General features: G+C 66.1%; 21 protein-coding genes. 11 read left to right on the forward strand and 10 right to left on the reverse strand.

Translation table 11 applies throughout. The features are described 5' to 3' along the window. The first annotated feature begins 108 nt into the window (after positions 1-108). The 6 genes from IPP90_06395 (at position 109) to IPP90_06420 (ending at position 6,039) form a co-directional block, all read left to right on the forward strand. The gene (locus IPP90_06395; protein MBL0170353.1) at positions 109-882 is read left to right on the forward strand and encodes a serine hydrolase; all 774 of its coding nucleotides are present in this window, start codon (positions 109-111) and stop codon (positions 880-882) included. A 9-nt stretch (positions 883-891) separates the two neighbouring features. Further along, positions 892-1,428, forward strand: a complete 537-nt coding sequence (locus IPP90_06400; GenBank protein ID MBL0170354.1) for an NAD(P)H-dependent oxidoreductase — start codon at positions 892-894, stop codon at positions 1,426-1,428. Further along, positions 1,425-1,991 (forward strand): DUF1697 domain-containing protein, encoded by a 567-nt coding sequence (locus IPP90_06405; protein MBL0170355.1) that lies wholly within the window; start codon positions 1,425-1,427, stop codon positions 1,989-1,991. Before IPP90_06400 ends, IPP90_06405 begins: the two co-directional genes overlap by 4 nt. Positions 1,992-2,129: 138 nt before the next feature. Next, complete coding sequence (locus tag IPP90_06410; protein MBL0170356.1) at positions 2,130-3,350, forward strand: PQQ-dependent sugar dehydrogenase; 1,221 nt, start codon at positions 2,130-2,132, stop codon at positions 3,348-3,350. 53 nt (positions 3,351-3,403) lie between these two features. After that, positions 3,404-3,724 (forward strand): hypothetical protein, encoded by a 321-nt coding sequence (locus tag IPP90_06415; protein MBL0170357.1) that lies wholly within the window; start codon positions 3,404-3,406, stop codon positions 3,722-3,724. After that, positions 3,640-6,039, forward strand: coding sequence for a protein kinase (locus IPP90_06420; protein ID MBL0170358.1), 2,400 nt, complete (start codon positions 3,640-3,642; stop codon positions 6,037-6,039). The genes IPP90_06415 and IPP90_06420 overlap by 85 nt, the downstream gene beginning before the upstream one ends. A 50-nt stretch (positions 6,040-6,089) precedes the next feature. On the opposite strand, the gene IPP90_06425 is transcribed toward IPP90_06420, so the two are convergent. The 7 genes from IPP90_06425 to IPP90_06455 all read right to left on the reverse strand — a co-directional run bounded on the left by IPP90_06425 (position 6,090) and on the right by IPP90_06455 (position 15,208). Beyond that, positions 6,090-6,704 (reverse strand): Uma2 family endonuclease, encoded by a 615-nt coding sequence (locus IPP90_06425; protein ID MBL0170359.1) that lies wholly within the window; start codon positions 6,702-6,704, stop codon positions 6,090-6,092. A gap of 60 nt (positions 6,705-6,764) precedes the next feature. Continuing rightward, positions 6,765-8,312 (reverse strand): SGNH/GDSL hydrolase family protein, encoded by a 1,548-nt coding sequence (locus IPP90_06430; protein MBL0170360.1) that lies wholly within the window; start codon positions 8,310-8,312, stop codon positions 6,765-6,767. 28 nt (positions 8,313-8,340) lie between these two features. Further along, the gene (locus IPP90_06435; GenBank protein ID MBL0170361.1) at positions 8,341-10,977 is read right to left on the reverse strand and encodes a serine/threonine-protein kinase; all 2,637 of its coding nucleotides are present in this window, start codon (positions 10,975-10,977) and stop codon (positions 8,341-8,343) included. A gap of 83 nt (positions 10,978-11,060) precedes the next feature. After that, complete coding sequence (locus tag IPP90_06440) at positions 11,061-11,861, reverse strand: hypothetical protein (protein MBL0170362.1); 801 nt, start codon at positions 11,859-11,861, stop codon at positions 11,061-11,063. A gap of 18 nt (positions 11,862-11,879) precedes the next feature. Beyond that, positions 11,880-12,161 (reverse strand): hypothetical protein, encoded by a 282-nt coding sequence (locus tag IPP90_06445; GenBank protein ID MBL0170363.1) that lies wholly within the window; start codon positions 12,159-12,161, stop codon positions 11,880-11,882. 227 nt (positions 12,162-12,388) lie between these two features. Continuing rightward, positions 12,389-12,886: a PD40 domain-containing protein gene (locus IPP90_06450; GenBank protein MBL0170364.1), complete on the reverse strand. Its 498-nt coding sequence runs from the start codon at positions 12,884-12,886 to the stop codon at positions 12,389-12,391. A 339-nt stretch (positions 12,887-13,225) separates the two neighbouring features. After that, the gene (locus tag IPP90_06455) at positions 13,226-15,208 is read right to left on the reverse strand and encodes a protein kinase (GenBank protein ID MBL0170365.1); all 1,983 of its coding nucleotides are present in this window, start codon (positions 15,206-15,208) and stop codon (positions 13,226-13,228) included. A gap of 116 nt (positions 15,209-15,324) precedes the next feature. Between IPP90_06455 and IPP90_06460 the strand changes: the two genes are divergently transcribed. Beyond that, on the forward strand, positions 15,325-17,982 hold the full coding sequence (locus tag IPP90_06460) for a serine/threonine-protein kinase (GenBank protein MBL0170366.1): 2,658 nt from the start codon (positions 15,325-15,327) through the stop codon (positions 17,980-17,982). Between the two features lie 248 nt (positions 17,983-18,230). Here the strand turns inward: IPP90_06460 and IPP90_06465 are convergent, their stop codons facing one another. Then, on the reverse strand, positions 18,231-19,838 hold the full coding sequence (locus tag IPP90_06465) for a phospholipase D family protein (protein MBL0170367.1): 1,608 nt from the start codon (positions 19,836-19,838) through the stop codon (positions 18,231-18,233). Positions 19,839-20,167: 329 nt separating this feature from the next. Here IPP90_06465 and IPP90_06470 point away from each other — a divergent pair, with 329 nt between their 5' ends. Beyond that, entirely contained in the window at positions 20,168-20,485 is a 318-nt protein-coding gene (locus IPP90_06470) for a hypothetical protein (protein ID MBL0170368.1), read from the forward strand. Further along, a complete protein-coding gene (locus IPP90_06475) occupies positions 20,482-22,920 on the forward strand; it encodes a protein kinase (GenBank protein ID MBL0170369.1) in 2,439 nt (812 codons plus the stop codon). The genes IPP90_06470 and IPP90_06475 overlap by 4 nt, the downstream gene beginning before the upstream one ends. Here IPP90_06475 and IPP90_06480 read toward each other — a convergent pair. Next, positions 22,889-24,652 carry a beta-lactamase family protein gene (locus IPP90_06480; protein ID MBL0170370.1) on the reverse strand — a complete coding sequence of 588 codons (1,764 nt, stop codon included), beginning with the start codon at positions 24,650-24,652 and terminating at the stop codon, positions 22,889-22,891. The two genes, IPP90_06475 and IPP90_06480, sit on opposite strands and share 32 nt — an antisense overlap. After that, entirely contained in the window at positions 24,649-25,056 is a 408-nt protein-coding gene (locus IPP90_06485; protein MBL0170371.1) for a hypothetical protein, read from the reverse strand. Before IPP90_06485 ends, IPP90_06480 begins: the two co-directional genes overlap by 4 nt. Positions 25,057-25,221: 165 nt before the next feature. Here IPP90_06485 and IPP90_06490 point away from each other — a divergent pair, with 165 nt between their 5' ends. Both IPP90_06490 and IPP90_06495 read left to right on the forward strand, forming a co-directional pair. After that, entirely contained in the window at positions 25,222-26,196 is a 975-nt protein-coding gene (locus IPP90_06490) for a hypothetical protein (GenBank protein ID MBL0170372.1), read from the forward strand. Next, positions 26,193-26,828 (forward strand): hypothetical protein, encoded by a 636-nt coding sequence (locus IPP90_06495; protein ID MBL0170373.1) that lies wholly within the window; start codon positions 26,193-26,195, stop codon positions 26,826-26,828. Before IPP90_06490 ends, IPP90_06495 begins: the two co-directional genes overlap by 4 nt. Positions 26,829-26,835 lie beyond the last annotated feature (7 nt).

Below are 26,835 nucleotides of genomic sequence, written 5' to 3' on the forward strand. Positions count from 1 at the left end.
GTATTCGCCTCGTTGTCGCTCACGTCCGCCATTCTCGATGCCCAGTCACCGGATGCCCTGATGCGCGCACGGCTGGTGGCGCGAATCGCCGAGGTGTCCGGTGCGCAGGTGGGCATCGCGGTGCGCGACCTGGCCAGCGGGCGACGCCTGGCCATTAACGCTGATACCGTGTTCCACGCAGCCAGCACCATGAAGGTCCCGGTGCTGTTCGCGCTGTACCAGGAATTCGAAAGCGGTCGGCTGCGGCCCAACGAAACGATGCGACTGGAGAATCGCTTCCAGTCCATCGTGGACAAGTCGGACTACGCGCTCAATCCCGGCGACGACAGCGACAGCACGGTGTACGCGCTGGTGGGAACAGACGTGCCGTTGCGCGACCTGGCCACGCGCATGATCACCCACTCCAGCAACCTGGCCACGAACGCGCTGATTGGCCGGCTGGATGCCACGCGCATCACCGCCCTCACGCGCACGTTCGGCGCGACGCGCATGCAAGTGTTGCGCGGCGTTGAGGACAACCTGGCCTTTCGCGCAGGGCTCAACAATACGACCACCGCCAACGACCTGGTGGCCTTGTTTGTCGCGCTGCACCAAGGCAAGGTGGCCAACGCGGCCAGCACGCGTGACATGCTGGCCATTCTCGAGGCGCAGGCGTTCAACGACGAAATCCCGGCGGGGTTGCCGCCGCGCACGCGCATGGCGCACAAGACGGGATCGATTACGGCCACCTGGCACGACGCGGGTTTGGTGTATCCCCAGAACCGTGCGCCGTATGCCATCGCGATCCTCACGCGCAACATCCCCGACGAAAAAGTGGCGCAGCGATTGATGGCCGATTGTTCGCGCATTATCTGGGAGTGGCTTGCCACACCGTCTCGCTAGGTTGTGGTGATGAGAATTCTGGCCGTATCGGGGAGTCTCCGGCTCGGCTCGTCAAACGGTGCGATTGTGGACGCCGCCGTCCTGGCGGCGGGTGACACGGCAGCGGTGACGGTGTTCGGGTTGCTAAGCGCGTTGCCACCGTTCAATCCCGACTTGGAGCGCGAGTCCACGCCACCGGCGGTGGCGGCGTGGCGCGACGCGCTGCGTGCCAGTTCGGCCGTGCTGATCTCCAGTCCCGAATACGCGCACGGTGTACCGGGCGTGCTGAAAAACGCGCTCGACTGGGTGGTGGGCAGCGGCGAGTTCATGAGCATGCCGGTGGCGTTGGTGAACGCGTCGGCGTATTCCGCGTTTGTCACCGAGCAGCTGCGCGAAACACTCACGGTCATGATGGCGGAGGTGGTGGTGGCCACCTCGCTGCCGCTGCGCGGTCGTCCATCCAGCGCGGCGGATATCCTGGCGCAGCCACTGGCCACCGCGGAACTCCGCGCGGCGCTGCAGTCGTTGGCCGAAGCCGCGCATCGCGTGGCCGAGCGTTCGTCGTGACGCGCGGCAAACGCACGCGGTATCTCGCGTTTCTGCGGGGCATGAACGTGGGCGGTCATCGGGTGAGCATGAGCGAGCTCCGCGACCTGTTCGTGGCGCTCAAGTTCGCCAACGTGGAAACGTTCATCGCCAGCGGCAACGTCATCTTTGATACCTCGGCGAGTGCCGCCACTGACGTGCTGGAAGCGCGCATTGAATCGCAATTGCGTGGAGCGCTTGGTTATGCGGTCGCGACGTTTTTGCGCACGCCGGACGAACTGGCATCCGTCGTAAGGCAGGTACCGTTTCCGGCCACGGAGGTCGCCGCGCCCGGCCACACGGTGCACGTCGGATTCCTCCGTCGCGCGCCCAACGCCGCGCTGGCCACGCACCTCACGGGTCTTGCCACCAGCGTGGATGCGTTCGGCGTTGGTGCGTGCGAGATGTACTGGCTGAGTCGCGGCCGGACTACCGATTCGCTGGTGAAGTGGCCGCAGGTGGAGAAGGCGCTGAAACTCGATGTGACAATGCGCAACCTTACCACCGTGCGGAAACTCACTGAAAAGTACCCGGGCCACACATGACGCGCCTTCACCAGCTTTCGGTTCGGGAAGACCCTGCCATCAGGTTGCCGTACCCCGACCTGGGCGCGGGCTGGCGTGACGGCGCTCGCGCCATATCGTTCAGTATCGCTGTCAACAACCCTTGAGGAGAGAGCCCCAATGAAGGTGTTCGCGCGTACTGCACTGCTTCTGACGTTCGCTTCCACCGCCGCCCATGCGCAGGTGAATGCGGGCGCACAGGCACCCGAAGCGACCCTGCCATTCACCATGACGCAGGTAGCCACGTTCAATCTGCCGTGGCGCATCGCGTTTCTCCCCGATGGCCGCATGCTGGTCACGGAAAAGGTGGGCCCGCTGTGGCTGGTGACGCAGCAAGGTGTCAAGACGCCGGTGGCGAACGTGCCAGCGGTGCGGGCGCAGGGCCAAGGTGGCATGCTGGGTGTCTACACGTCGCCCAACTACGCCACCGATCGCAACGTCTACCTCACGTACTCCGAGCCGGGCGACAGCGGATCGAGTTTGGCACTCGCCCGCGCCAAGCTGACCATCACCAAAGACTCGGCCAGTCTTGATGGACTGCAGGTGATTTGGCGCGACGGTGCGCGTGGCCGTGGCGGCCAGTTCGGCGCAGCGGTCGCCTTCTCCCCAGACAAGAAGTTCTTGTTCCTCACGGTTGGCGATCGTCAGCGTATGACGCCGGCGCAAGATCCGAACTCGCCATTGGGCAAAATTCTGCGCCTCACGCTTGACGGCAAACCGGCGCCAGGCAATCCGCAGGCGGGCAAGACCGGCGAGGCCACGCTTGGCATTATCAATCCGCCGCGCGACACAGAGTTGGCCAAGACTGCCGCTGTGTTGTTCAGCTACACATTCCCCGGGCCCAACCTCACGCCATCCGAAACATGGGCGACCGGTTTCCGGACGCCGTATGGCCTGGCCTTCGCGCCCGATGGTCGCCTGTGGGAGTTGGAACACGGACCGCGCGGTGGCGATGAACTCAACCTGATCGAGCCCGGCAAGAACTACGGGTGGCCGCTGGTAGCGTACGCCGTGAACTACAACGGGGTAGAGATCCCCAGCCCCGATACGCGCCCCGATCTCACGAAGCCGCTGATCTACTGGACGCCGGTCATCGCCCCTGGAAGCCTCACCTTCTACAAGGGCGCGATGTTTCCGCAGTGGAACGGCTCGGCGCTCATAGGTGGGCTGGCCACGCAGACGCTCAATCGCATCACGTTCGATGGAAAAGGCGGCGCCGCGCCGGCCGAACGCTGGGCGGTGGGCCACCAGATTCGGGATGTGGCGATCGCTCCGGATGGCGCGGTGTGGGTGATCGAGAATACGCCAACGGGCGGGTTGTTTCGGGTGACGCCCAAGTGATCACTGACGCTTGACGTGAGAATCCGCCAGGCGATTCTGCAGCGGATTCCATCGTGAGCGCGGACCTGACGATCGAGCGCCTCGGCGCCGCGCTCGCTGACCGCTATCGCATCGAGCGAGAGCTCGGCGCGGGCGGCATGGCGACGGTGTATCTCGCGCTCGACCTCAAGCACCAGCGCGATGTTGCGATCAAGGTGCTGCATCCCGATTTGGGTGCGGCGCTTGGCGGCGAACGGTTTTTGAGCGAGATCCGCACCACGGCGCGGCTGCAGCACCGCACATACTGCCGTTGCTGGATTCGGGGGATACGGGGGCGGGGAGACGGGAGACGGGAGACGGAAGACCGGAGACGTCGGGGCTGCTGTACTACGTGATGCCGTTGGTGACGGGAGAGACGTTGCGGGCGCGACTGGAGCGTGAGAGACAGTTGCCGATTGCCTATGCCGTGCGCATTGCGCGTGAAGTGGCAAGCGCACTCGATTACGCGCACCGGCAGAATGTGATTCATCGCGACATCAAGCCGGAGAACATTCTCCTGCACGATGGACAGGCCATCGTGGCGGACTTCGGTATTGCGCTGGCGGTGCAGCAGGCCGGCGGTCAGCGCATGACGCAAACGGGGCTCTCGCTGGGCACGCCGCAGTACATGTCGCCCGAACAGGCGATGGGCGAACGCGCGATCGATGCGCGCAGCGACATCTACTCGCTGGCAGCGGTGACGTACGAAATGCTCACGGGCGACCCGCCGTTCACGGGCTCGAGTGTGCAGGCCGTCGTGGCGAAAGTGATGAACGCCAACGCCGAACGTCCGTCGCTTACGCGCAAGGCTGTGACGCCGGCGCTTGAGGCAGCGGTGTTGCGTGGCCTGGAGAAGTTGCCGGCCGACCGCTTTGGCACGGCGGCGGAGTTCGCGACGGCGCTGGTACAGGAGTCGATCGGCGCCGCAACCAGCGCACGTCCAGTTGCGGCCGCGCGTAGAACGCGCACAGGGTTGATGACCCTTGGCTTGTTCACGCTGGTGGCCGGTGCGTCGGCGGGCTGGTTCGCGCACGGTCGCGCCAACTCGTCGACGCAGAGTGCCGCGCCACGCCCTGTACGGCTGACGCACGCCGGACAGGTCGGGTGCGCGGCGATCGCGCCTGGCGGACAACAGTTCGCGCTGATTGTGGGGAGTTTTTCTGACGAAACGGATTGCGGCGGCACGTTGGTGGTGCGCCCGCTGCCAACCGGACCCGATCAAGTGATCGCGCGCGTGCAGGACGTAACGGAATTGCGGTGGAGTCCGGCCGGCGACGCACTGCTGATTGCCGGCCAACCAGTCGACAAGGCGCGGGGCGTCTGGCTCTTCCCCACCAAGAGTGGCGGGGCGCGACAACTCGCGTCAGGACGCATGCGCGGTGCGGGATTCGTCGACGCGGGCCATGTCTACGTTGTGCCGCTGGCTGATGGTTACGCAAACGCACCCAACGCGCTCCTACAGGTTTTCGTGCTTGATGCGCAATCAGGCGAGATCACCGATACAACGCGACTTCCGACGCGAAGCGGGGGGGCGCTGCTTTCGCCGTCTGGCCGCTGGTGGGCGGCCGCGTCCACCAGTGGGACGCAGCAGTACATTGTATCGCGAGCGGGCGCGGCGGTCGACAGTATGGCCAGCACCCGGTACACTTACGCGTGGGTCGGTGATTCTGCGATTGTCTATCAACGGCAACCCGATTGGCGCCCCGGCGATCTCATGCTGCGACGCGTCAATCCCGAGAGTGGGCACTTTGTCGGCGATCCCATAGTGCTTCTGGCGAATCTGCCCGAGGTCCGCACCATCTCCGTTGACAATGCCACGGGGAAGTTGATGTGGGTCACTCGTGTCATCACCGACGAACTGCATTTCATGTCGTTGCCCGAATCTCCCCGTTCCCGACTGCTGACACGATCGCTCAACGCGTTTCTGGGCAACCCGAAGTTTTCGCCTGACGGACAACGGGTTGTGTACACGCGACAAGACGCGCTCGGCTCAAACGCCTACATGATGGACTTGCAGGATGGCGCGGAGATCGCGGCATCCAGCGACACGGTCGCGGCTACCACGGTGTTCTGGCCGAGTGCGCAGCAGGTGCTACGGAGCGGCGCCGATGGAACGCTCATCTCCTTTGATCTGGCCACGGGGCGCGCGCGACGCTACGTCACGCCGCCCGGGGAGGCCGTGATTGGCGTCGCCGCAAACTCGTGGATGTTAAGTCGCGAGCGCGCGGCGGCGCTTATTCAACGCGATTCGTTGCTGAACAACCCGCGCACGATTCCCGATCCTCCGGGGCTCGGTCAGCTTGATGACGGCGCCGTCTCGCCGGACGGGAACCTGGTACTCCAACTCGGAACGGCCCAGGATCGGCGCAGTGCGTTTGCCGTGTACAACACGACAACGCAGGCGTGGTCGGCGATCACCCTACTCGATACCATCACGCGTCGCGCGACGAACATCGCGACCGACGGCTCAGTGTATTTCACACGCTTCAACGGACGCACCGAGATCTGGCGCACGCGTGTTGGCGGTGTACTCACGTTGTACGCCACGCTGCCCGTGCAGTGTTATGAAGGGAGCGTGACGGTGAGCGACGACGGCACGCGTGTGGTGTGTAACGTCACCACGAGCCTGCCCGACGTGTGGATGATGGAATTGCCGAAGCGGCGTCGTTGACGCCAATTGCTACGCGCGGTGTACCTGGCAAACAGCGCATGCGGATGTTGTTACGGCCGGTCGACGAGTTCCGAAACGGACGCGCGAAAACCCGGCAGCACGTCCTCGCCGTCGAGATAGTCATCCGCACTCAACACCACATCCGAGCCGTCGGCACGATACACGCGCGCTCGGCGACGCTCGGGATCGATGGTCCACACGAGCAATGTGCCGGCGGTGAGCCAGTCGGCGACCTTCGACAGCACCTCGCCCGGGCGATCTGACGGCGAGAGGACTTCCACGGCGAGATCAGGAGCGACGTCGGCGAATCCGACATGTGCTGCCGATGGGATGCGTTCGGTGCAGATGTACGCGACGTCGGGGGCTCGCACCGTGTCGGGATTCCGCTGCAGCGTGAATCCTGTTTCGGCGGCGACCACCCGTCCGCGGGCCGCGCCCGACGTTTGGGTGCCACGGTCGGCGGTCAGGTAGTTGCTGATGGCCACCAATACGCGAGCGGCAATGTCGCCGTGCCAAAACCCGGCGGGCTCTCGAACCACGAGTCGGCCTCGAACGAGTTCCATGCGTTTGTCCGGCATGCGCAGCATGAGGAGCTCGTCTGCCGTCATCACCATCGGCGCCGGAATCATCGCCGCTTTCCTCCTCGGAGCACGTGTGCGTTTCATGCAACGATAATGGCGTCGGGCTCACCTGCGGTGAGAAGAGGGCCCGGCGGCGGCCTTCGTTCACCGTTTTGCCGGCGGCCCCGACGGATGCTTCTCGCACGTGGGTGGCTGCTCGGCGCTCCACGCCATTGAGGCGATGCGCCACGCGCCACTGCTCTTGACCAGCGTGAACACATCCACACCGCAGTGCGACCAGGCGCCGTTGACGTACAGGTCGTAGGGGTACCACACCATCGCGACGCCACCGTTCACCATCGCGGTGGGTGTGAAACCGCGCTCGACCACGCCGTTCATTGTGGCGTTGCGCTGCGCCTCGCGCGTGCGCACGCGGTACGCAGTAACGCCGTCGCGCGTGGACGTCGGAAACATCACGCCTTCCGGTACCATCAAGTCGGTGAGCGCCACGACATCACCGCGCGTGATGGCGCCGAGCGCCGAGTCCGCAACCGCGATCACGGCGGCGCGTGGGTCAGGTGATGGCGCGGTGGTATTCCCCGCCAGCGCCATCCGCAGCACGGGCTCGAATCGGTCGGCTTGCCGCACCATCCCGAGGTCGCTCGGATGCGAGCCATCGGTCGCGGCCTCGGCATCGTCGCCGAGCAGGTCGTCGCCGTCGAGATAGTAGAGACCCTTGATGCCATCTTTCGTGAGCGCATCCCGGCACGCACGCAACGCGGCGTGATTGTCGGTGTGGAACTGGGTGAGCGCTGGCAGCATCCACGAGTTGGTCTGCCGCCGATCCTCCACCAGCACGATCGGTGTGGTGGGTCGCGCCGCGCGGATCTGCTTGACCAACGGCACGCATTTGAGCGTCACGGCGGCGGCGTCCATGTTCGGCAAGCAGTCGATCACGTACACCGCCGCGTCGATCTTGACCAGCAGATCGCCGACCGCGGCGTCCATGCGGCCGTTGCCGGAGAACCCGAGATTCACGACCGGTCGATCGAAGCGACGCCCGAGGATGGCCACGTGCGTCATGCCGGGGCGAGAGGCGCTGGCGCCGTGGGTGATGGAGGTGCCGTAGAACACGATCGGCTTCTCGGTACGCGGCGCAAGCCGCTCGAACGACGCCCCGACCGGGACACCGATGGACAGACTATCGATGCCATTGTACAGCGGCAGATAGATCGCATACTCGCGCGTTCCGGGCGCCAGTCGCGCGATGATGCTTTGGCGCACCACCTTCGCTGCCGGACGGGTCACGCCAACCCAACGCCATTTTCCGGCATCATCACGGGCGTAGAGATCGAGGCCGCTCGCCCCGATCGCCGTCATGTTGGGCATGGCAAGCCGGTCGCTGAACAACGTGTAGTTCGCCCAGATGGCATCGGCATTCGTCTTGAAACGGACCAGCATACCGGCGCTGTGACGACTTAAGCCCCACACCGCGGGCGTCACCGTGGCTTCCGCTTGGGAGGGGAAGCGATCATACCACCGCTTGCGTTCGAGATCCGGCCAGGCGCGCCCCTCGACTCCCCACTGCGAAACGTCATGCCATTGCAGCGGTGGCTCGGCGGGTTGTGCCGGCGCCGTCGCGGCGACAGGCGGGGTCTGCGCCTGGAGTAGCGTCCCCATCAACGATGCAGCAGCGAGCAAGCGGGCGAGCATTGCGAAAAACCTCCTGAGGTTGATGCGGCTATTTCGCGCGTGGCTTCGTTGTCGAAGACTGCCAGTTCGTGATCACCATCAGCTGACTCGCGGCACTCGGCTGCAGCATCACGAACCCGCCAGCCGGCAGCACGTCGTAGTCGAGTGTGCCGGATCGCAGGAACGAATCCGTGAAGAGCGGCGTGCGCGCGGTCACGGCAAACGTCGGTGCGAGCTGCACGGCAGCGGCCAGCATCTTGGTGTCGTCGCGGTAGAAAATCTCGCGCCCCGAGGGACTCCACGTGGGCTGCTCCCCACCGGCCACCGAGATCTGCACTTTGGCGCCCGGGCCAGGAAATGGGCGCACATACACCTCGACGCGCCCCGACTCGTTTGACGTATACGTCATCCATTGGCCATCGGGGGACATGGCTGGCAGCCGTTCGGTGAATTCGGTGGCGAGAATGGGGCGTGGTGTGCGATCGCCAGCCAGCGGCAGCAGTAGAATATCGGTGGTGCCACCCTGGGGTCTGTCGTCAAAGATGATCCCGCTGCCATCGGGCGTGGCCGCGAGAGCGTTCTGTGGACCGGGTCGCGCCAGCAGACGCTCGGCGGAACCGCTGCCGTCGGCCAGTTGCCAATAGAGGTCGAGATCGCCCAGGCTGTCAGTCCTTGAGTACACGACGCGTGCGCCATCGGCGGTCCACACGGCGTCCTTCCCGCCGCCGAAGGTCAGTCGCTGCAGCGTGCTCGCGCGGCGATCAAACATCCAGAGCTCGGTGTCGAGTGCCGTTGCCCCCAGCAATTCGACGACAATGCGTTGCCCATCCGGTGATGGTTTCGGGCGTCGGAACGGGCGAACCGCCGGCATCAGTGGTTGGGCTTCTCCCGAACGAGTCACGGCGACCAGCTGGCGATCGGTGCGTCCTCGCAGATAGACCAGTGTGCGAGTCGCTGAAAGCGCCCAGATTGGGAAAGTTCCCTGATTGTTGAGCACGTCGTCGGCGAGCGATGGGCCCAGTGTTCCAACCGATGTGTCGTCTTGGGCCACCGTGGTGAAGGACAAGCCGTGCTCCTCGTTGAACACCACCACTGTGTCGCGCGACCACGGCGCCAACGTAAGGCCCGGCAATTGCCGACGAGTCGCCTTGCCGTCCAATGTCGTGGTGGCGAAGTCATAAGCCCCGGCGATTTTCGTGCCGATGCGGTACGCGATGGTCTCACCATCGAGGAAGGTCGGCAGAAAGTGCGCACGGTCGCCCCGCGCCGTGTCGACGGTGGTGAGCCGTTGCAGCAGCCCCCCGTTTGCATCGACGCGAGAGAGCCCACCACCGCCAGCCGCCCCCAGGCTGACGACGATGGTCCCGTTGGGGCTCCACGTGCCGGAGCTCTGCGCGCTGCGTGCGCCGAGGCTCGCGATCTTCTGCGAGGCGCCGCCGGTGCTCGGGATCTTCCGCAGTTCCTTGCCCTCGGGAGCGAAGAACGCGATCCATTCGCCGTCGGGTGAAAAGAAGGGGCGCGCACCGCCGCTCGTGCCCGGGAGCTCCCGCACCTCCACGTCGTCGATGCGGCGCGACAGCAGCGTGCGTCGTCCGTTCGCCCTCGCCCCGATAACCACCTGTTGGCCGTCGGGTGACACGGCCACGTCCTCGACGGTCACGCTGTCCGGCAGGTCGATGGCGAACTGCACCGACTGCAGCGCGGTGCCTGCTGGGCCGGAGCGTCGCCACCCCCACACGGCGAGCGCGCTGGTCACGAGCGCAACGGCAGTCATGGCGACGAACCATGGCGTGACAATGCCGCGCGTGTGTCCCGATGTGCTGGTAAGCTGCGCCGTCCCGCGCGTCGTGAACGCGGGATTCGCCAGCGCCTCCGCAAACTTCGCGGCGCTTTCAAACCGATCGGCCGGCACCTTCTGCAGCGCCATGTCCAGCGCCGCGGCCACGTTCGTCGGCACCGACTTGCGCAGCTGCGTCACGAGCTGCGCCGGCTCGGCGATGATCTTCATGATGATCGCCTGCGCCGAACCGCCCAAGTGCGGCGGTTGTCCGGCGAGCATCTCGTAGAGCACACTGGCCAGTGAGTACACGTCACTGCGTGGCGTGATCTCCTTCTCCGCCGTGGCCTGCTCGGGGCTCATGTAGTGCGGCGTGCCGAGGCTCAGGCCTGTCTCGGTCATCCGCCCCCCCGCCGCCGCGCTCACCGCGAGCGCGATGCCGAAGTCCATCACCATCGCGCGTCCATCGTGCAGGAGAATGTTCTCCGGCTTGACGTCGCGGTGAATGATGCCGCGCCGGTGGGCGTAGTCGAGCGCATCGGCGATCTCGCGCGTGATGCGCACCGCTTCCTCGATACCGAACTGCGTTTCGCGCGTAAGCTTCTCGCGAATCGTTTCGCCTTCGATGTAGGGCATCACGTAGTACAAAAAGCCATCCGCTTCGCCGGAATCCAACAACGGCAGAATATGCGGATGACTCATGGCGGCGGTGGTCTTGATCTCCACCACAAAGCGCTCGGCGCCGAGCACGGCGGCGAGTTCGGGCTTCAAGACTTTGATCGCGACCTTGCGATCGTGCTTTTCGTCGAAGGCGAGATAGACTGTGGCCATGCCGCCCTGCCCAAGTTCGCGCTCGAGACGGTAGCGGCCGGCGAGGGCGGCGGCGAGGCGGTCGGCGGGTGTCGTCACAGGCGATGGCAGTGGGGCGGCGCCGCGATGCACGCGCGCCAACGAGAACGTGGAGCAAAGCTATGCCCGAAGCTGCGGCCCAGCTAGCCGAAGGGCATGTCTGCAGGTTGGGCAACAACACCGCCCAGTGCCCCGCGATGCTCGCGCGTGTGCGCCCAGTCGTTGTCCGATTGCGGTGCGAAGAACGCCCCGGTGCGACGATCCTGCAGCAGCGCACCCGGTTCTCGGCTCGTGTTGGCCGCGATAAACGCATCCGTCTCGGCGACCATGCGGCGAAAGTGCCGGGCCGCGTCTTCCACGCGATAGGCGCCGGTGAAGCGGAGATACGCGGCGTCTTCCGGCGTGAGCGTGCGTCGCCGGAACTGCTCGAGGTACATCGCCGGATTCAGCCCTGGGTTTTTCTCGACGACGGCCCACACCAATGCCGGAAAGGGCAGGATGTGCGTATCGGCGAAGATCGCATCCACGAGATCGCGCGGTTCACGACGGTTGGCGAGCGCGACGAGCTTGTTGATCGCCAAGTCGATGGGATGGAGCACCAGTCCGCCGCCCTCCACCTCGACCAGTGGCAAGAACCGCCACGCGGATTCATGCGCCCACTCGAGCATTGTGGACTCGCCCGCACGACGCACGATGGCGCTGACAAACCCACGATGCTCGGCGATCGCTTCCACGGTGTACCCTGCCGCTCGCAGCGTCGTGGCATCGGCCACGAAGCTCTGATTCGCGGCGTCGGTTGCGGCATGAAAGAAGTCGAGGTCGTTGCTGTAGCGTTCGCCGCCCGGGCCCATGTGCAGCGCGGCACCCCCAGCGAAGTACGACTGCTCCGAGCGCTGCGGCGCCAGTAACGCCAGGATGGCGGCCTGCAGTGTGGTCAGCGGCATGGTTCCGAAGCGAGGCGCTCAGTCAACATGCGGCGCGCGCAACTGGTCGAGTCGTGCGGCGGCACGCCACCCCTCGCGCCCACCATGTTTGCGCAGGCCATCCGCAACCCACGGCACGTCGGTGAGGCGAATGGTCAGATCCGGCCGCGCCCACCAGAAGCAGGTGACGCAATGCCGACGGTACAATTTGCGCGCTTCCCGTATACACACCATGGAGCGCGCGCTCGAGGCGCTCAGCTGACGCCTACTTCGCATGCCGCCCAAGCGGCCGGCCTCGGCGGTTGTCATGGGACGGGCCATGACATATCGTAAGCGCTTATGATCATAAACACAAGGGGGACAACAACGTATACGGCGTTCTACGCGCAAAGAGAACGGTGGTTTGCAATGCAGCATCACCGCCGTTTGCACAGTGTACTCATGGCTTGGGCGGAGGTAGACGGTGGCCATGCCGCCCTGGCCCAACTCACGGTCGACGCGGTACCGGTCGGCGAGGGCGGCAGTGAGGCGCTCGGTTTGTGCCGTGCTCATTTCGGGCGAATCGGAGACGGCGTGTCGCCGAACCGCACCCCGCGCAGCGCGCGCTGCATCACGTGAATCTCGCGGATCGCCGCCCGGTTGAAGTCGGCCATCGCACTGGTGTCCGCGGGGACGATCATCACCAGCGACCCGTCGGGCATCACATCCCAGGGGCGAAGGGGCGTCGACGATACTGCCGGAAAATCGGCCAAGACCACTTGAGGACGCGCCACTCGCATCGGCGCCTCGCCGCTGAGTTCCGCGACCATCAGCGTGCGTGACGATGAACCCGATGTATCCCGCGGAACCACGAAGTACAGCTGCCGGCCAGTCGGCGACCAGGCCGGCTCCGTTCCCCCAAGCCCGGACACCGCCACCGGGCTCCCGGGCCCCGGAAAGGGGCGCACGAACACCTGACGGGCCTTCACATAGGCGATCCAGCGGAAGTCCGGAGAGAACGCTTGAAACGTGACGCCGGTGGAGTCCACCGCCGGTGAGCGACGCACCGACCCATCCGGAGACCACAGGCCCAGTCCGTCCCCGCCAGGAAACCCCGTCGTGGTGCCACGCGCCCGTCGGGCAACCAGGCCACGGTCCGCTGAGTGTTATACGGGATCTTGAGGCGCCGGGACGGGGTCATGCCATCGGTACTCACGATCGCCAGGTCGCGCCCCTCGGCACCGTCGACCTCCGTCACCAACTGACGCCCATCCCGATTCCAGACGGGACGATCATTGAACAGCTCCTTCGACGTGACGGGGGTCAGCAGCTCACGCGCCAGGTCGAACAGGATGACTTTCGTCCCGAACCCGAGTACGTCGTCATTCATGTGTATCGCAAGGCGATCACCGGTGGGCGAACTCCGCACGAAGTGGTACTGTGCCGCGGGAGCGCCAACGGACGAGCGCCCCACTCGGCGCGCGTCGCACCAGCACCCGTCGTTCCCGCGGATAGAACCCGCCCCGCGCCACCACCAGATCGCCATGGGTCGAGACGGCGTACTGCCCATCGTTCGATTCGTGCGGGGAAAACGTCATCGACGTGGCGATCGCGATGTCCGGGTCCACGGTGACCGGCTCACCGGAGACGATCCCCACTGCCACGTCAAAGCGCACCACCATGAGCACGATACCCCACATGAACAACAAAAAAATATCGCCCACCAGCGTGCCGTGCGACGCCTGCTCCAGCACCGTACTGACTTTGCCCGTCGCGCGATCGAGTAGTCGCAGCACCGCGCTTCGCGGGTCGCGGGTCCGGGGTGCGTGATACAGTACGCGCGCGCCGCCTGAAATCAGGTGGGGGGCGCGCACGAGTTGCGCCGTCGTGCTCGCGCTGTCATCGGTCCCGAGGGGTAGTCGCCGAGGTTGCCCGCCCGTCGCGGGGACCTCCCAGAGGCCTATGCCGTCGCTGTAGACGATCGTGCCGTCGGCGCCCCACGATCCGGTTCTCCCAAAATAACGATACCCACGACCCCTGAAATTCGGATCCTCCGCGATCCGACGCGCGGAGTCTCCCGTCAGCGACACGCTGCGCAGGGAACCTCCCACAAAGAAGGCAATCTCCCGCCCCGACGGGGCGAAAAAGGGCGCGGAGGCGGAGTCGGTTCCGGGAATGGGTTGCAGGCGTTCGTCGGAGAGGCGGCGGCGGTAGAGACGCGAGGGCTTCTCCCCGGACGCATCCACCATTCTGGCGGCCACGACGATCGTCTGGCCGTCGGGGGAGATCGCGATCGCCGGTACGCTCGGACGCGCGGAGCCCAGTAGGGTGCCGACAAACGGTTCGACGGCACCGAGCACCAAGGGCACCGAGTCGCGCAGCGGCACCACGAACCGCGCGGGTTCGAGGGTTTCCGCGGTGCGCGTGGAGGCCTGCCACGCGGCCACACCAATCGCGAACGCGGCGACCACGAGGGAGGTGATGGTCACCCGTTGCGCGCGAACGACGGCCGCACGGTCACTCGGCGCCATCGCGCTTGTGGCGGCGTAGGTGGCGCCGCTGTTGGTCGACAATGCCGTCGCGAACTCCGCGGCGCTCGCAAAGCGGTCGGCCGGCAGCTTGGCGAGCGCAGTGAGCACCGCGGCTTCAATGTGCGGCGGAATGGTCTTGCGCAACATCGTGAGCCGTTCGGGCTCGCTGTTGATCACCTTCGCCACAATCGCTTGCACACTGCTGCCGGTAAACGGTGCGTCGCCGGCGAGCATTTCGTAGGTCACGGCACCGAGCGCGTAGATGTCGCTGCGAGCGTCGATGGCGCGCTCGCCCATCGCTTGCTCGGGACTCATATAACTCGGCGTGCCGAGCGAGAGCCCCGTTTGCGTCATGCGCGCACCACCGGCGGTTTGCACGGCCAGGGCAATGCCGAAGTCGGCGACGAGGGCGTGGCCACCCTGGAGAAGGATGTTCTCCGGCTTGATGTCGCGATGAATGACGTTCTGGCGGTGCGCGTAGTCGAGCGCACTGGCCACTTCGCGCGCGATGCGCACGGCGTCGGCGATCGGCAGCTGCCGTTCACGTTCCAAGCGTGCGCGCAACGTCTCACCGGTAACCAGCGGCATGACGTAGTACAGCAGGCCGTCCGCGTCGCCGCTGTCGAGCAGTGGGAGAATGTGCGGATGCTGCAGGCGCGCCGTGGTGCGGATTTCGCTCAAGAACCGTTCGCCGCCGAGTGCGGCGCCCAAGTCGGGGTGCAGCACCTTGATGGCGACGTCGCGATCGTGCTTGAGATCGCGCGCGAGGTACACCGTGGCCATACCGCCGGCGCCGAGCTCACGCTCGATGCGGTAGCCAGGGGCGAGGGCGGTGGTCAGACGGACGAGGGAACTCATGCGGGGAATGTCGCACCGGAGCACCGGTGAGGGAACGACGCCTCGCGACGGTAGCCCCTTCACTGGTTGCCCCGTAGCTTCTGCAACGCTGCCGTTTACTGGTCCCTCACTCCGCCATGAACCCACTCACGCACCTCACCGCCGCCCTCGCCGGCCGCTACGACCTGGCCCGCGAGATCGGCGAAGGCGGCATGGCCACCGTGCACCTCGCACGCGACCTCAAGCACGACCGCGACGTGGCCATCAAGGTGCTCAAACCGGAACTCGGCGCCGTGCTCGGCGTGGAGCGGTTCTTGAGCGAGATCAAGGTCACCGCGAATTTGCAGCATCCGAACTTGCTGCCGCTATTCGACAGCGGCGAAGCCGGTGGGCTGCTGTTTTACGTGATGCCGTTTGTTGAAGGCGAAACGCTGCGTGCCCGCATCGATCGCGAGAAGCAGTTGCCGGTAGACGAAGCGGTGCGCCTGGCCGGTGCGATTGCGCAGGCGCTCGACTACGCGCATCGGCGCGGTGTGATTCATCGTGACTTGAAGCCGGAGAACGTGCTGCTCGCCGACGGGCAGCCGCTCGTGGCCGACTTCGGGATTGCGCTCGCGGTCAGCAGGGCCGGTGGGCAGCGGGTGACACAAACCGGATTGTCGCTGGGCACGCCGCAGTACATGAGCCCCGAGCAAGCCACCGGCGACCGCGCGGTAGACGCGCGCACCGATATCTACTCGCTTGGCGCGATGACGTACGAGATGCTCACCGGCGAGCCGCCGCACAGTGGTTCAACGGCGCAGGCGATCATCGCGAAACTCATGACCGAAGAGGTGCGCCCCGTCTCGGTGTTTCGACGGAGCGTGCCAGCGCATGTGGATGCCGCCGTAGCGCAGGCGCTCGAGAAGCTGCCCGCTGATCGTTTCGCCACGGCGCAGGAGTTTGCCAAGGCGCTCACCGACACGGTGTTTCGCGCCGCGCGGTCACCCGTCATGGCATCAGCCGGTGCACCCGCAGCGTCGCGGTGGAAGGCCATCGCTGGCGTGCTCGGGGTCACGACGCTCGCCGCCGCCGTCGTCGCGGTCTGGACGGTAGCGCGCACCGACACCGCGCCGCGCGACGTCGGGCTCCCGTACACCGCACCCATGGAGCTGCGCGGGCCCACACGTAGCTTCACCGCGTCACGCGACGGATCGTTCATCGTGTATCTCGCGCATATCGGAGCGCAGTCGCAGCTGTGGACGCGCGATCTGCGCAGCACGGTGGCCGCCCCCATTCCCGGCACCGAAGGCGCGTCCGGTACGCCGTTTCTGTCTCCCGATGGGACGCGTGTCGCGTTTCAGGTGGGGACCGATTTGCGGGTGACCGCGATCGCGGGTGGCGCGGTCACGACACTCGCGCAGGTCACGGAACCGATCGGTGGGGAATGGCGCACCGACGGCACGCTCTTTCTGGGCGACAACGACGGCCGCGTGCTCCGGTTCATCGACATTGCGACCGGGGCGATGCGCACCATTGATGTGCGCTATTGTCTGCAGCCGCAACTGATGAGCACCGATCGCGTGCTCTGTGGCGGTGGCGCCGACAAGTACGCATTCGTCATTCGCCTCGATCGGCCGCGCGAGTTCACGCCACTGCGTTTGGCCACGGGCGGGCCCGACGCCGTTTCGTCCTTTCTGCGCGGCTCCCACTTCCAGCTGATCGACGAGCGCTACCTCGTCTACATGTCCATCGATGGTTCGCTGATGGGCGCGCGATTCGAAAACATCGACTCGCTCACCGTTGCACGGCCGGTGGCGTTGCTACCGCTGGTGCGACGCAGTGCGTACTCCGGCGTGGGGCAGTACGTCGTCACCGCCGATGGTGCACTTATCGTCGTGCCGGGCATCAACGCCGATGTCAGTCGTGTTGTAGAACTCGGGCGTGACGGCCGCGTGGAGCCGCTGCTGGTCGACGACGCGCCGTTCCTGCGCTATGCGGTAAGCCCCGACGGTCGCAAACTGGCGGCGGTCGTTGAGGGAACGCAGCAGCAGGAGCTCCGGGCTGTTGACCTGGGTAGTCGGACGAACGAGACACTCGAGGCGGGTTTCTTCGTGGGCGCGCCCTCGTGGAGTCCGGACGGGAGTTCGCTGGCCTACGTGGTGCGCGACTCACCAACGAATGAGCGATTATTGCTGCGACGGCTCGATTCGCCGGAGGCGCCTCGCGTACTGCTGGCATCGCCCGCGTTGCGTGTAGCACAGGTCTCCGCGTTTCTGGCGCCGGACCTGCTGATGGTGGGAAGCTCGGAGCCTGGTGCTGGCGTGCTGGTTGTCGATCCGACGCGCACACCCGTGAAAGTCGACACCATTCACATCGCGTCGTACTTCGCGTCGCTGTCTCCCGACCGACGGTGGATCGCCTATCAGGGGCTGGGGGTGTCGGGAGTGCAGCTGCAGCCTTGGCCCGCGCTCGACAAACGTTACCTCGCGAGTGCCATCGGCACGGAACCTCGATGGACGGCCGCGGGCGAGCTGGTTTATCTGTCACAATCGCGGGACAAGGGACAGACGTACCTCTCGATTCTCCGGTCGCGCATCACATCGAATGCGAGTACTCCGGTTGGGCCGGCGGAGTTACTCGTGCGCGATCCGCGGTTTAACGACACACCCGGGTGGTCGCACGCGCAAACCAGCGACGGTCGTGTGATCTACCTTCAGTCACCGACGGACAACTACGGCTACTATCTGCGCACGATCCCGAGCTGGACTGCGCAGATGAAACGGGCGGTGGATGCGGGGGCGACGGCGCGGTGATGCGATGACGCCGTGACGCCGTGACGCGGTGACGGGTGCGGGGGGGCCCCCCCCCCCCCCCCCCCCCCCCCCCCCCCCCCCCCCCCCCCCCCCCCCCCCCCCCCCCCCCCCCCCCCCCCCCCCCCCCCCCCCCCCCCCCCCTGCGGGGGGGGCGGGGGGCGGGGGGCTGGGGCCCTGCGCCGGCGGGCTGGGTGGCAATACCTTCCGGGCCGTTGGTAGTCGTCTGAGTGCCTCTGAAAGACCACGCGTTACAACACCGCCTTCGGCACCACGCGCCGTAACCAGACCGCGAGTCGCTTTCCCAACCTCACGCCGCCGTCGGGATTGAAATCTGCGGTGGTGTGCCACGCGTTCTCGGGCTGCATGTCCACACGCATGGCACGCGCCAGCGCGCCCGCGATGGTGGTATCACGGATCACGGCCAGGCATTCCGTGTTCAGGTTGGCGCTGCGCGGGTCCAGGTTGAAGGTCCCGATGACGGCGATCTGGTCATCGACCACCATCGACTTGGCGTGCAGACCAAAGACCGGTGCGAAGTTCAGTGTGGCCTGCAGTGCGCCGGTCATCACCTGGCGACGTACGGCGGCGTCAGGCTTGAACTCGTAGAGCTCCACGCCAATCCGCAACAAGGCGTCGCGCTCGCGCTGATAGCCACTGAACGCGTCGAGGTTGTCGGTGGAGGCGAGACTGTTGGTGAGGACTCGCACACGCACACCGCGCGCGATGGCCTCGCGAAAGAGACGCTGGCTGAGCGCCGTGGTCACGAGATAGGGCGACTGGATGGTGACCGACGTGTGCGCGTTCTTGATCAGCCCGATCAGGGCGTCGGTGCTGGCGCCACCGCCGCCCAGTCCATTGCCGCCGGCGTTCTTGCCCGGCATGTCGGTGACAAACGTGACGCTGTCCGACCACACCAACGCGCCCGATTCGCGGATGCGATCGAAGGCCATCGGCACCGAGGCGATGCGTTGGCGCACCTGCGGCCAGAAGTTGCGTGGATCGCAGGCATAGTCGTGCAGGTAGCGATAGGTGGTCGCCGTATCGGCGGGCGTGACGGTGGTGCGCACCAGCTTCGCAACCGGCGTGCTGAGCGCATCCTCCCAAAACACGTTGAACGAGCGTTGCACGTCTGCCGATGCGCCACCAAGCAACAGCACGTCGCGATCGCGGAAGTTGTATTCGTGGTCGTAGTCGAAATACTCGTCGGCAATATTGCGACCGCCGGTGATCACCACCTGCCCATCCACGATAAACGTCTTGTTGTGCATCCGCTGGTTGAAGCCGCGGAAATTGGTGGTCAGGTTGAAGAGCTTGGCCGGGAGGTGCTTGCCGATGTTGGTGGTGGCGTTGTAGAGCCGGATCTCGATATTCGGATGCGCATCGAGCGCCAGCAGCGCCGTGGCGTCGGCCTCAAGCATGAAATCGTCGACCAGCAATCGCACGGTGACACCGCGGTCGGCAGCACGCAACAGGTAGTCCACCGCGATCAGCCCCACGTTGTCGGCAGAAAAAATGAAGTACTGCACGTCGATCGTGTGCTCGGCGGCCTCCGTAAGCCACGCGCGGGCGACCATCGAGACGTCGCCCTCTTCAAGTGTGTAGACACCCGTGCTGGTGCGCATGCGCGCCGCTACAGGCGCGAGATGCGCCGAGAGCGTTCCGCCGGTGGACCGGATCTGCGCGCAGAACGCGGGGTCGGCGATGACGGGGCGTGATGCATGCGCGGGCTCGCGGTCGCACGCGGCGAGGAGTGGTGCGGCGAGCAGGGCGGCGACGACGAGCGGTGCGACGCGCAGCGGGACGGCACGGCGCTGTGAGTCGACGAGGGCGGCACGGGGGTCCAACGCGCAGATCATCGGGCGAATCCAGAAGGGAGCGAATGCTGCGCGTCGATCAACACGCAGTCGACGATCAGGGCCGCTTGGCAATGTATCGAACGCCCGGCAGATCAGTGAAGTGCGCGACCGGCCACAACAGTGGTTCGATCGGTAGGAGCGGCCAAGGATCGAGGGGCGGACGCGGCGGCGCCGCCGCCAAATGTGCGGGCCATGGAGTGGCCTGCCGACCACGACGGCGAGGCACATTCACGCATGGTGTGCTACTTTGCACGGGGCCAAACACGTGGGAGCCGTGGATCGCTTGCCACGGCGACAGGAACCGAGGGCCATCAGAGGGTGTGGACCATTTGACGACCGACCTGCGCGCGCAACTGCAAGCCACTCTCGGAAACGGCTACACCCTCGAGCGCGAGCTCGGCGCCTCGCCGCGCGCGGTTTCACTTTACCGACAGGTGGCAGCGGTTCGTGTCGCTGATGGAGGAGTCACCGCGAGCGCTCTTCTGGACGCCGCACTTCGCGCGAAACGCGCGGCGCGCGCCGCTGCTGCCGCGACACCCATCGCGGAAAAGCTCCGCATCCGCGAACGACTACGCGAGCGCGATCGTGCGATCAAGCGTGCCGTTGCCGGGGCTGCGCCGCTCCCAACGCGTGATACCTCGGCGTGACCGACCTCCGCGAGCAGCTGCAATCGGCGCTTGGCGCCACCTACACCCTTGAGCGCGAGCTTGGCGGTGGTGGCATGTCGCGCGTGTTCGTGGCCGACGAAGTGGCACTTGGCCGGCAGGTGGTCATCAAGGTCATTGCCGCCGAACTGCTGGAAGGGGTCAGCACCGAGCGCTTCGCGCGCGAAGTGAAACTCGCCGCGCGTTTGCAGCACGCCAACATCGTGCCGCTGCACTCGGCGGGTGTCGCGACGGGGCTGCCGTTTTACACGATGCCCTTCGTGCGTGGGGAAACGCTGCGCGCCCGCCTGTCGCGCGGACCGTTGCCGCTGAGCGAGGCGGTTGGCATTCTGCGTGACATCGCGCGGGCCTTGGCGTATGCGCATGGCCAAGGTGTGGTGCATCGTGACATCAAACCGGAGAACGTGCTGCTGTCCGGTGGTGCGGCGATGGTGGCCGACTTCGGGATTGCCAAGGCCATGAGTGACGCGCGTACGCAGGAGGGCGGTGCGGCGGTGATGCTGACGCAGGTTGGCAACTCGCTTGGCACACCGGCCTACATGGCACCCGAGCAAGCTGCCGGCGATCCGCGCACCGATCATCGCGCCGACGTATACGCGTGGGGGGTGATCGCGTACGAACTGTTGGTGGGTGCGCATCCGTTCGCCGAGGCGACATCGGTGCACGCCATGATTGCGGCGCACATGGCGCAAGCGCCCGCGTTGTTGTCCACGCGACGGACCGACGTGTCAGCGGCGCTGAGTGATGTCGTGACGCGCAGTTTAGCCAAGGATGCCGCGCAGCGTCCGCAAGCGGCAGGTGAGTTGCTGGAAGCGCTCGATGGCGTATCAACGCCTGGCGCCACGACGGCGGCGCCCGCGCCTTCGCGTCCTTCGCGTCCTTCGTGGTTCATGCTTGCTGTTCCCGCCGTTGCGGTACTGGCACTGGCTATCTGGGCCGTGACGCGCCAACGCGCGAACACCACGAATGCGCCAGCCGCAGCGACGGCGGCGGCCGACTCGACGTCCGCGATACGGTCGCTCGTCGTCCTCCCCTTCGAAAGCGTGGGCGGCGACACCGCCAACGCGTACTTCGCCGAGGGCATGGCCGATGAACTGTCGAACGCGCTCGGCAAAGTGCCCGGCCTGCAACTCGCCGGGCGCAGTTCGGCGGCGGCGTTTCGCGGCAAGCAGAAGTCGGCGCAGGAGATCGGCGCCGCGCTGAATGTGGGCGGCGTCCTCGAAGGCACCGTGCGCCGCGCGGGCGGGAAAGTGCGCGTCTCCGCGCAGCTCACCAACGCGCGGACGGGGTTGGTACTCTGGAGTGACAGCTTTGAGCGCGATGCCAAGGACGTGTTCGCGGTGCAGGACGACATCGCGCAGGCGATCGTGCGCGCGTTGCAGGTCACGCTGGCGGGCGGTGCCGCACCGGCGGCCACGGCGGCGCGCGGCACCACCGATCTCGAGGCGTACGATCTGTACCAGCGCGGCATGTATCTCTATGAGCGGCGCGGTCCAAGCCTCCTGCGGGCCCGCGACTACTTCCAGCAGGCGATCGCCCGGGATCCGCAGTTCGCGCGCGCCCATGCGGCGCTCGGTCTGTCATGGGTACAGCTGGCACTGTACTCCATTGTGCCGACGGTCGAGGCGGTCCCACCGGCCACGGCGGCGAGCGAACGCGCAGTGGTACTCGATTCGCTGTCCGCCGACGCCTGGGCGGCATTGGGATACGCCCGGACCCTCGGGCACCAATGGCGCGCGGCGGACGAGGCTACCCTGCGGGCCGTGCGCCTCGACGCCCGCAACGCGGTCGCGCAGTTAGTCCGGTCGCGGTTCCTGGCGACAGTCGGCCGGGTGGACGAGTCCGCCGAGGCTGCGTTGGTGGCGGTCGCCCTCGATCCAGGGAGTGTGGGACACCTGTACCAGGCCGCGCAGCTGCTCGCCCTCGCTGGTCGGTATCCCGAGTCGCTCCGGTTCGTCAATCGCTTCTGGGAGACGGATTCGACGCTGCCGAACGCGGGCACGATGGTGACTGTGCTCTGGGAAGGCGGACAAGTCGCCGAGGCGCGCCGGCGTGCCGAAGGGCTGCTGCGTCTGTCGCCGTACCCTAGCACCATCAACCGCGCGCTCTACGTCATCGCCAAGACCGGCGACCGCGGGCACGCCGCGACGCTGCTCAGCCAACAGCGCGCCGGCTTTGCCGGCCGAGACGATGGAGGATCCGCCTGGGCTTCCGCGTGGCTCGGACTGGGCGACACGGCGCAGGCGTTGACGGCGCTTGAGGAAAGTGCGCGGCGGGGCAACCTCGGCGTGACCATTCCCTTGGGAAGTCAGATTTACGATCCGCTGCGCGCCAGCCCGCGCTTCGCCGCCATCGTGCGGTCGCTGGGCTTGGATGTGGCGCTGTTTACGTCGGCCAACGGGGGGCGGCCGCGGTAAGGGGCTCTGCGGTCGGTGCAGCGCCCCGATGCCCGCTCGCTGCCTTCACCCATCGCGACGCTGGCTGCCGCACGGACTTCACGAATCGCACATTCCGCACGCGCCCGCTGCTCATTAGCAGGCCATCCACCATCGCGTTGCGTCCGCGTGTGAATGCGACCTGAAATTTCCCGATGAACGTATCGCCGTACGCTGGCCTCAGCTCCACACTATCGGCCCAGCGTGTCTTGAACACCAGGGTGCTGTCGGTTGCGGTGATGACATACGTGGCGCCGAGCTCCTCGCTGTAGTACGTGCCGACCATTCGATCGAAGGCCGCGCGCGACGGCGGTGCGACTTCGCGGCGGGTCAACATGACCGGCGTACGCGTGGGCCAGGACAACGTCTGGCGCATCAACCCGGTCTCCGTCAACGAGAACTCCACGGGCTGGCCCGTTACCTGGAATCGCGTATCGCTGAGCGCGACCAGCACCGGGCCATTCGTGCGTCCGAGGATCAGCGAGTCGCCGCGGCGTGTGATGAACGTCGGCGTGCCGGTCGCGGCGTCAACCCACACGGCGGCCATGCGCGCGAGTGTGGCGGCCGACGGTGTCGCCAGCGCGCGCACTGGTGGTGCCACCGGAGCGAGTTTGTCGCGCAACATGATGTCGGCCACGCCGCGCATGAGCGCTGCTGGCACCGCCGACGCGGCGTTGCACATCACGGCGATGGAGAGATTCTGCTCGGGAAACGTGGCAACATGCGCCCGATACCCCGCGTCAGCACCACCGTGCCCGACCACGGTCGCCCCGCGATAGACCTCACGCGTGATACCCAGTCCATATCCGCTGGTGTCGCCATTCGCCAGCGTAGCGCTGGTCCACATGCGCCGGGTCATCTCCGCATCGCCGACCACCGGCTTCGCCGCATTCGCCGTCCACTTCAGTAAGTCACCCACGGTGGTGTAGAGACTTGTCGCGCCGTACGTGTCGAAGTTCGGAATGCTCACATGCCACATGCCGTCGGCGCCGCGCACGTAGGCCGCCGCGCGGCCCTTCACCAGCATGGTGTAGTCGTCGTGGAAGTGCGACTGCGTCATGCCCAGCGGACCGAAGATCCGCTCCTGCGCAAAGGCGCGCAGCGACTTGCCGCTCACGCGCCGTACAATCGTGCCGGCCAGTGTGAAGCCGGTATTGCTGTACAGATACTCCGTGCCGGGCACGAAATTGAGGGCCTTCTGCCTCGGCACAATGTCCAGCACGTCCGACTCGGTGATGCGATCTTCCTCGAAACGGCCACGTGCCATGCCCAACAGATCCCACTGATCGCGCAGTCCGCTGGTGTGCGTGAGAAGATGGCGGATCGAGATGCGGTGCCCGTAGTCGGGAAGTTCGGGGAGGTACGTTCGTACGTCGTCGTCCAGCGACAGCTTGCCGTCTTTTTCAAGCAGCAGGACGGAGGCCGCGGTGAATTGCTTGGAGATGGACGCGACATGGAAGATGGTGGCCGGTGTGATCGGCGCGCCGATCTCCAGGTTCGCCATGCCGTAGCCGTTTTGAAATATCATCTTCCCGTCGCGACTGACGCCGAGCGCGCAGCCCGGGCCATCGGCATCGGTCCAGGTCGCGAAGACGCGATTGATGCCAATGCGCAGACTGTCACTGAGCGCCGCCTGCGCCGACGTCGTGCGCGCCGATGCAGACAACAGTGTGGCCACAGCCACGGCGGTACGCGCGGTCGAAAAGGGAGTCATGGAGTCATTGCCCTCGGCGGCATCTTCGGATCCTCGAGCGGCTCGCTCCGTGCGAGACGGCGAGCGCACCAGGCCATGCCTGCCGCCACGCCGCCGACCACCGCGGCACCAAACCAGATCCCCTGCTGCGCGTCGGATGTCATCGGCTCGAACCACGGTTGCGACACGAGCAGCACCATTGCTGCGGTCCCCCAGATCCCGATCGCCCACGAGGCCCATCTCGTACGCTTCCACACACCGACAGACGCTGCGACTGCCGACGAACCGATCACCAACTGCAGCGCGCCGAACAAGAGCGAGCCCGGCTCCGTGTCGCGGAGTTCGTTCAACGCCTGGCGGAAGGCATCGCCACCGAGAAGCACCATCGCCACCGACAGGATCAAGGCGCCCACTGACTTGAACACGGATTTCCTCCATTCGCGACGGTCGATAGTGTGTCTTCGCGCGGCGGCACACTCATGGATACCCTGTATTATTGCCATGGGACCGCTGGCTGACGAATCCTGGCGAGCGGCTCCGGGGTCGGGACGTGGATGCCCCTTCGTTGCCGTCGAACGCTCACACCACACATGATCAAACTCATCTACTGGGCCTTCGTGGCCCTCGACATCGTCGGGCTGCTCTTCTTCTTCGTGCTCGGCCTGGCAGCTGCCGGCAGTTCACGCACCAGTCCGTTTCTGGTGGCGCTGTACCTGTTGCTGCTGCCGGGCATACCGCTTGCGGCGTCGATGCTGCTGTTCGTTCGCGCCAGTTCGCCGGTGTGGCGCGGGATGGCGTTTCTGCTGGCGGCGGCGCCCCTGGTCATTGTGGCCTCCATGCAGCTGTTCGCGCTGGTGCAGTTCCGCGCCAACTCCAATGCGGCCGGAGACCTGACGTTCTTCCGGGCCGGGCCGATGCGCGAGCTGGTGGAGGCGATACGCCGGAATGATGCGGCGGCCGTGACGACCCTCGCTTCGCAGGTGGATGTCAACCGGGCCGGCATGGCCGGCATGACGCCATTGATCAGCGCGCTGCGGCAACTGCAGATCACCCCGGATCAGCAAGATGTCCTGAGGGCCCTGATCAAGGCCGGCGCCGATCCGAACAAGGGAACGGACTACGAGGTGCCGCTGGAAATGGCGATGCAATCGGCCGCCAAGTCCGGGCCCGAACCGGTGCGACTTCTGCTGGAGGCCGGTGCCAATCCGAACCGCACCGACTCGTTCGGCATGCCCATCTTTTTCACGGGTTCTGGTCGTGGCTCCAGCCTTGCCGTGTTGACGTTGCTCCTTGACCATGGGGCCGACATGAAGGCAACGGGACCGAAGGGCGAAACCGCGTTGATCTTCGCTGCCAGCATTCCCAACTGGCCGGCAGCGCACCTGTTGCTGGTACGTGGTGCGGATTGGAAGCTGGGCCGATCGTTCGCCGGGTTGACCTTCAAAGAGATGGTGGAGAAGTATGCGCGCGAGAAGAAGGACGGCGTGATTTTCGACGATCACGCTGGCGCGGATGACGGCCTGTCGGCGGTGGTGCAGTTCCTCGAGCAACATCAGGGCGCATGACCGGCGCCGGCGATGCCTTGCGCGGATGGCGGGTTGGTCATCAGGGCCGCGACGGGATGTACTACGAGGAACTCCATGACGGCGCGTGGCGTCGCATCGAGGTGCAGGGCGAGATGCTGATGGGGCGCGCCCACCATGTCATCTATTTCGCATCGCTCGAAGAGTGGCAGCGCTACCCCGAATGGGCGCGGCATCGGCGCGCCGAGATCATCGCGCGCATCGTCAGCGAGTTCCGCCAGCCGGACTACGAGTATCACGGGCTGGTCGCCGCGCCCGTTCCCTCTCCGTCCACCGATGTCGGGCAGGCAAGCGTCCACGCGGAAGGGGCGCAGGCGCAGGGCGCATCGCGGACACGCACGCCGCCGCAGGGCATGCGCGCGCTCGTGGTGGCGATTGCCTTGGTCTTCACCATCAGCGGCGGCATGGCGTGGCTGGTTGGCCGCGGACTCACCACGGCCGACACGTTCTGGCCGGCCCGGATGCGATCGCAACGACGCGTCGTGTCGCGTGCCGCTGAACCGGTGATGTACTGGACGGCGCTCGCGGTCTACTCCACCATTGGGCTTGGTACGCTGAGTCTCGGTGTCTGGGGTATCCGCGAAGGCCAACGACTCCGGCAGGGGCGACGGTGAGTCGCGT

The organism is Gemmatimonadaceae bacterium, from assembly GCA_016720905.1.
Lineage (GTDB): Bacteria > Gemmatimonadota > Gemmatimonadetes > Gemmatimonadales > Gemmatimonadaceae > Gemmatimonas.

What these genes read in the sequence shown, in the direction of transcription:
- IPP90_06425 (MBL0170359.1), bottom strand. Translation starts at nt 6,704, where the DNA reads ATGAAACGCACACGTGCTCCGAGGAGGAAAGCGGCGATGATTCCGGCG.
- IPP90_06490 (MBL0170372.1), top strand. Translation starts at nt 25,222, where the DNA reads ATGATCAAACTCATCTACTGGGCCTTCGTGGCCCTCGACATCGTCGGG.
- IPP90_06445 (MBL0170363.1), bottom strand. Translation starts at nt 12,161, where the DNA reads ATGGCCCGTCCCATGACAACCGCCGAGGCCGGCCGCTTGGGCGGCATG.
- IPP90_06440 (MBL0170362.1), bottom strand. Translation starts at nt 11,861, where the DNA reads ATGCCGCTGACCACACTGCAGGCCGCCATCCTGGCGTTACTGGCGCCG.
- IPP90_06495 (MBL0170373.1), top strand. Translation starts at nt 26,193, where the DNA reads ATGACCGGCGCCGGCGATGCCTTGCGCGGATGGCGGGTTGGTCATCAG.
- IPP90_06410 (MBL0170356.1), top strand. Translation starts at nt 2,130, where the DNA reads ATGAAGGTGTTCGCGCGTACTGCACTGCTTCTGACGTTCGCTTCCACC.
- IPP90_06480 (MBL0170370.1), bottom strand. Translation starts at nt 24,652, where the DNA reads ATGACTCCCTTTTCGACCGCGCGTACCGCCGTGGCTGTGGCCACACTG.
- IPP90_06460 (MBL0170366.1), top strand. Translation starts at nt 15,325, where the DNA reads ATGAACCCACTCACGCACCTCACCGCCGCCCTCGCCGGCCGCTACGAC.
- IPP90_06455 (MBL0170365.1), bottom strand. Translation starts at nt 15,208, where the DNA reads ATGAGTTCCCTCGTCCGTCTGACCACCGCCCTCGCCCCTGGCTACCGC.
- IPP90_06430 (MBL0170360.1), bottom strand. Translation starts at nt 8,312, where the DNA reads ATGCTCGCCCGCTTGCTCGCTGCTGCATCGTTGATGGGGACGCTACTC.
- IPP90_06465 (MBL0170367.1), bottom strand. Translation starts at nt 19,838, where the DNA reads ATGATCTGCGCGTTGGACCCCCGTGCCGCCCTCGTCGACTCACAGCGC.
- IPP90_06400 (MBL0170354.1), top strand. Translation starts at nt 892, where the DNA reads ATGAGAATTCTGGCCGTATCGGGGAGTCTCCGGCTCGGCTCGTCAAAC.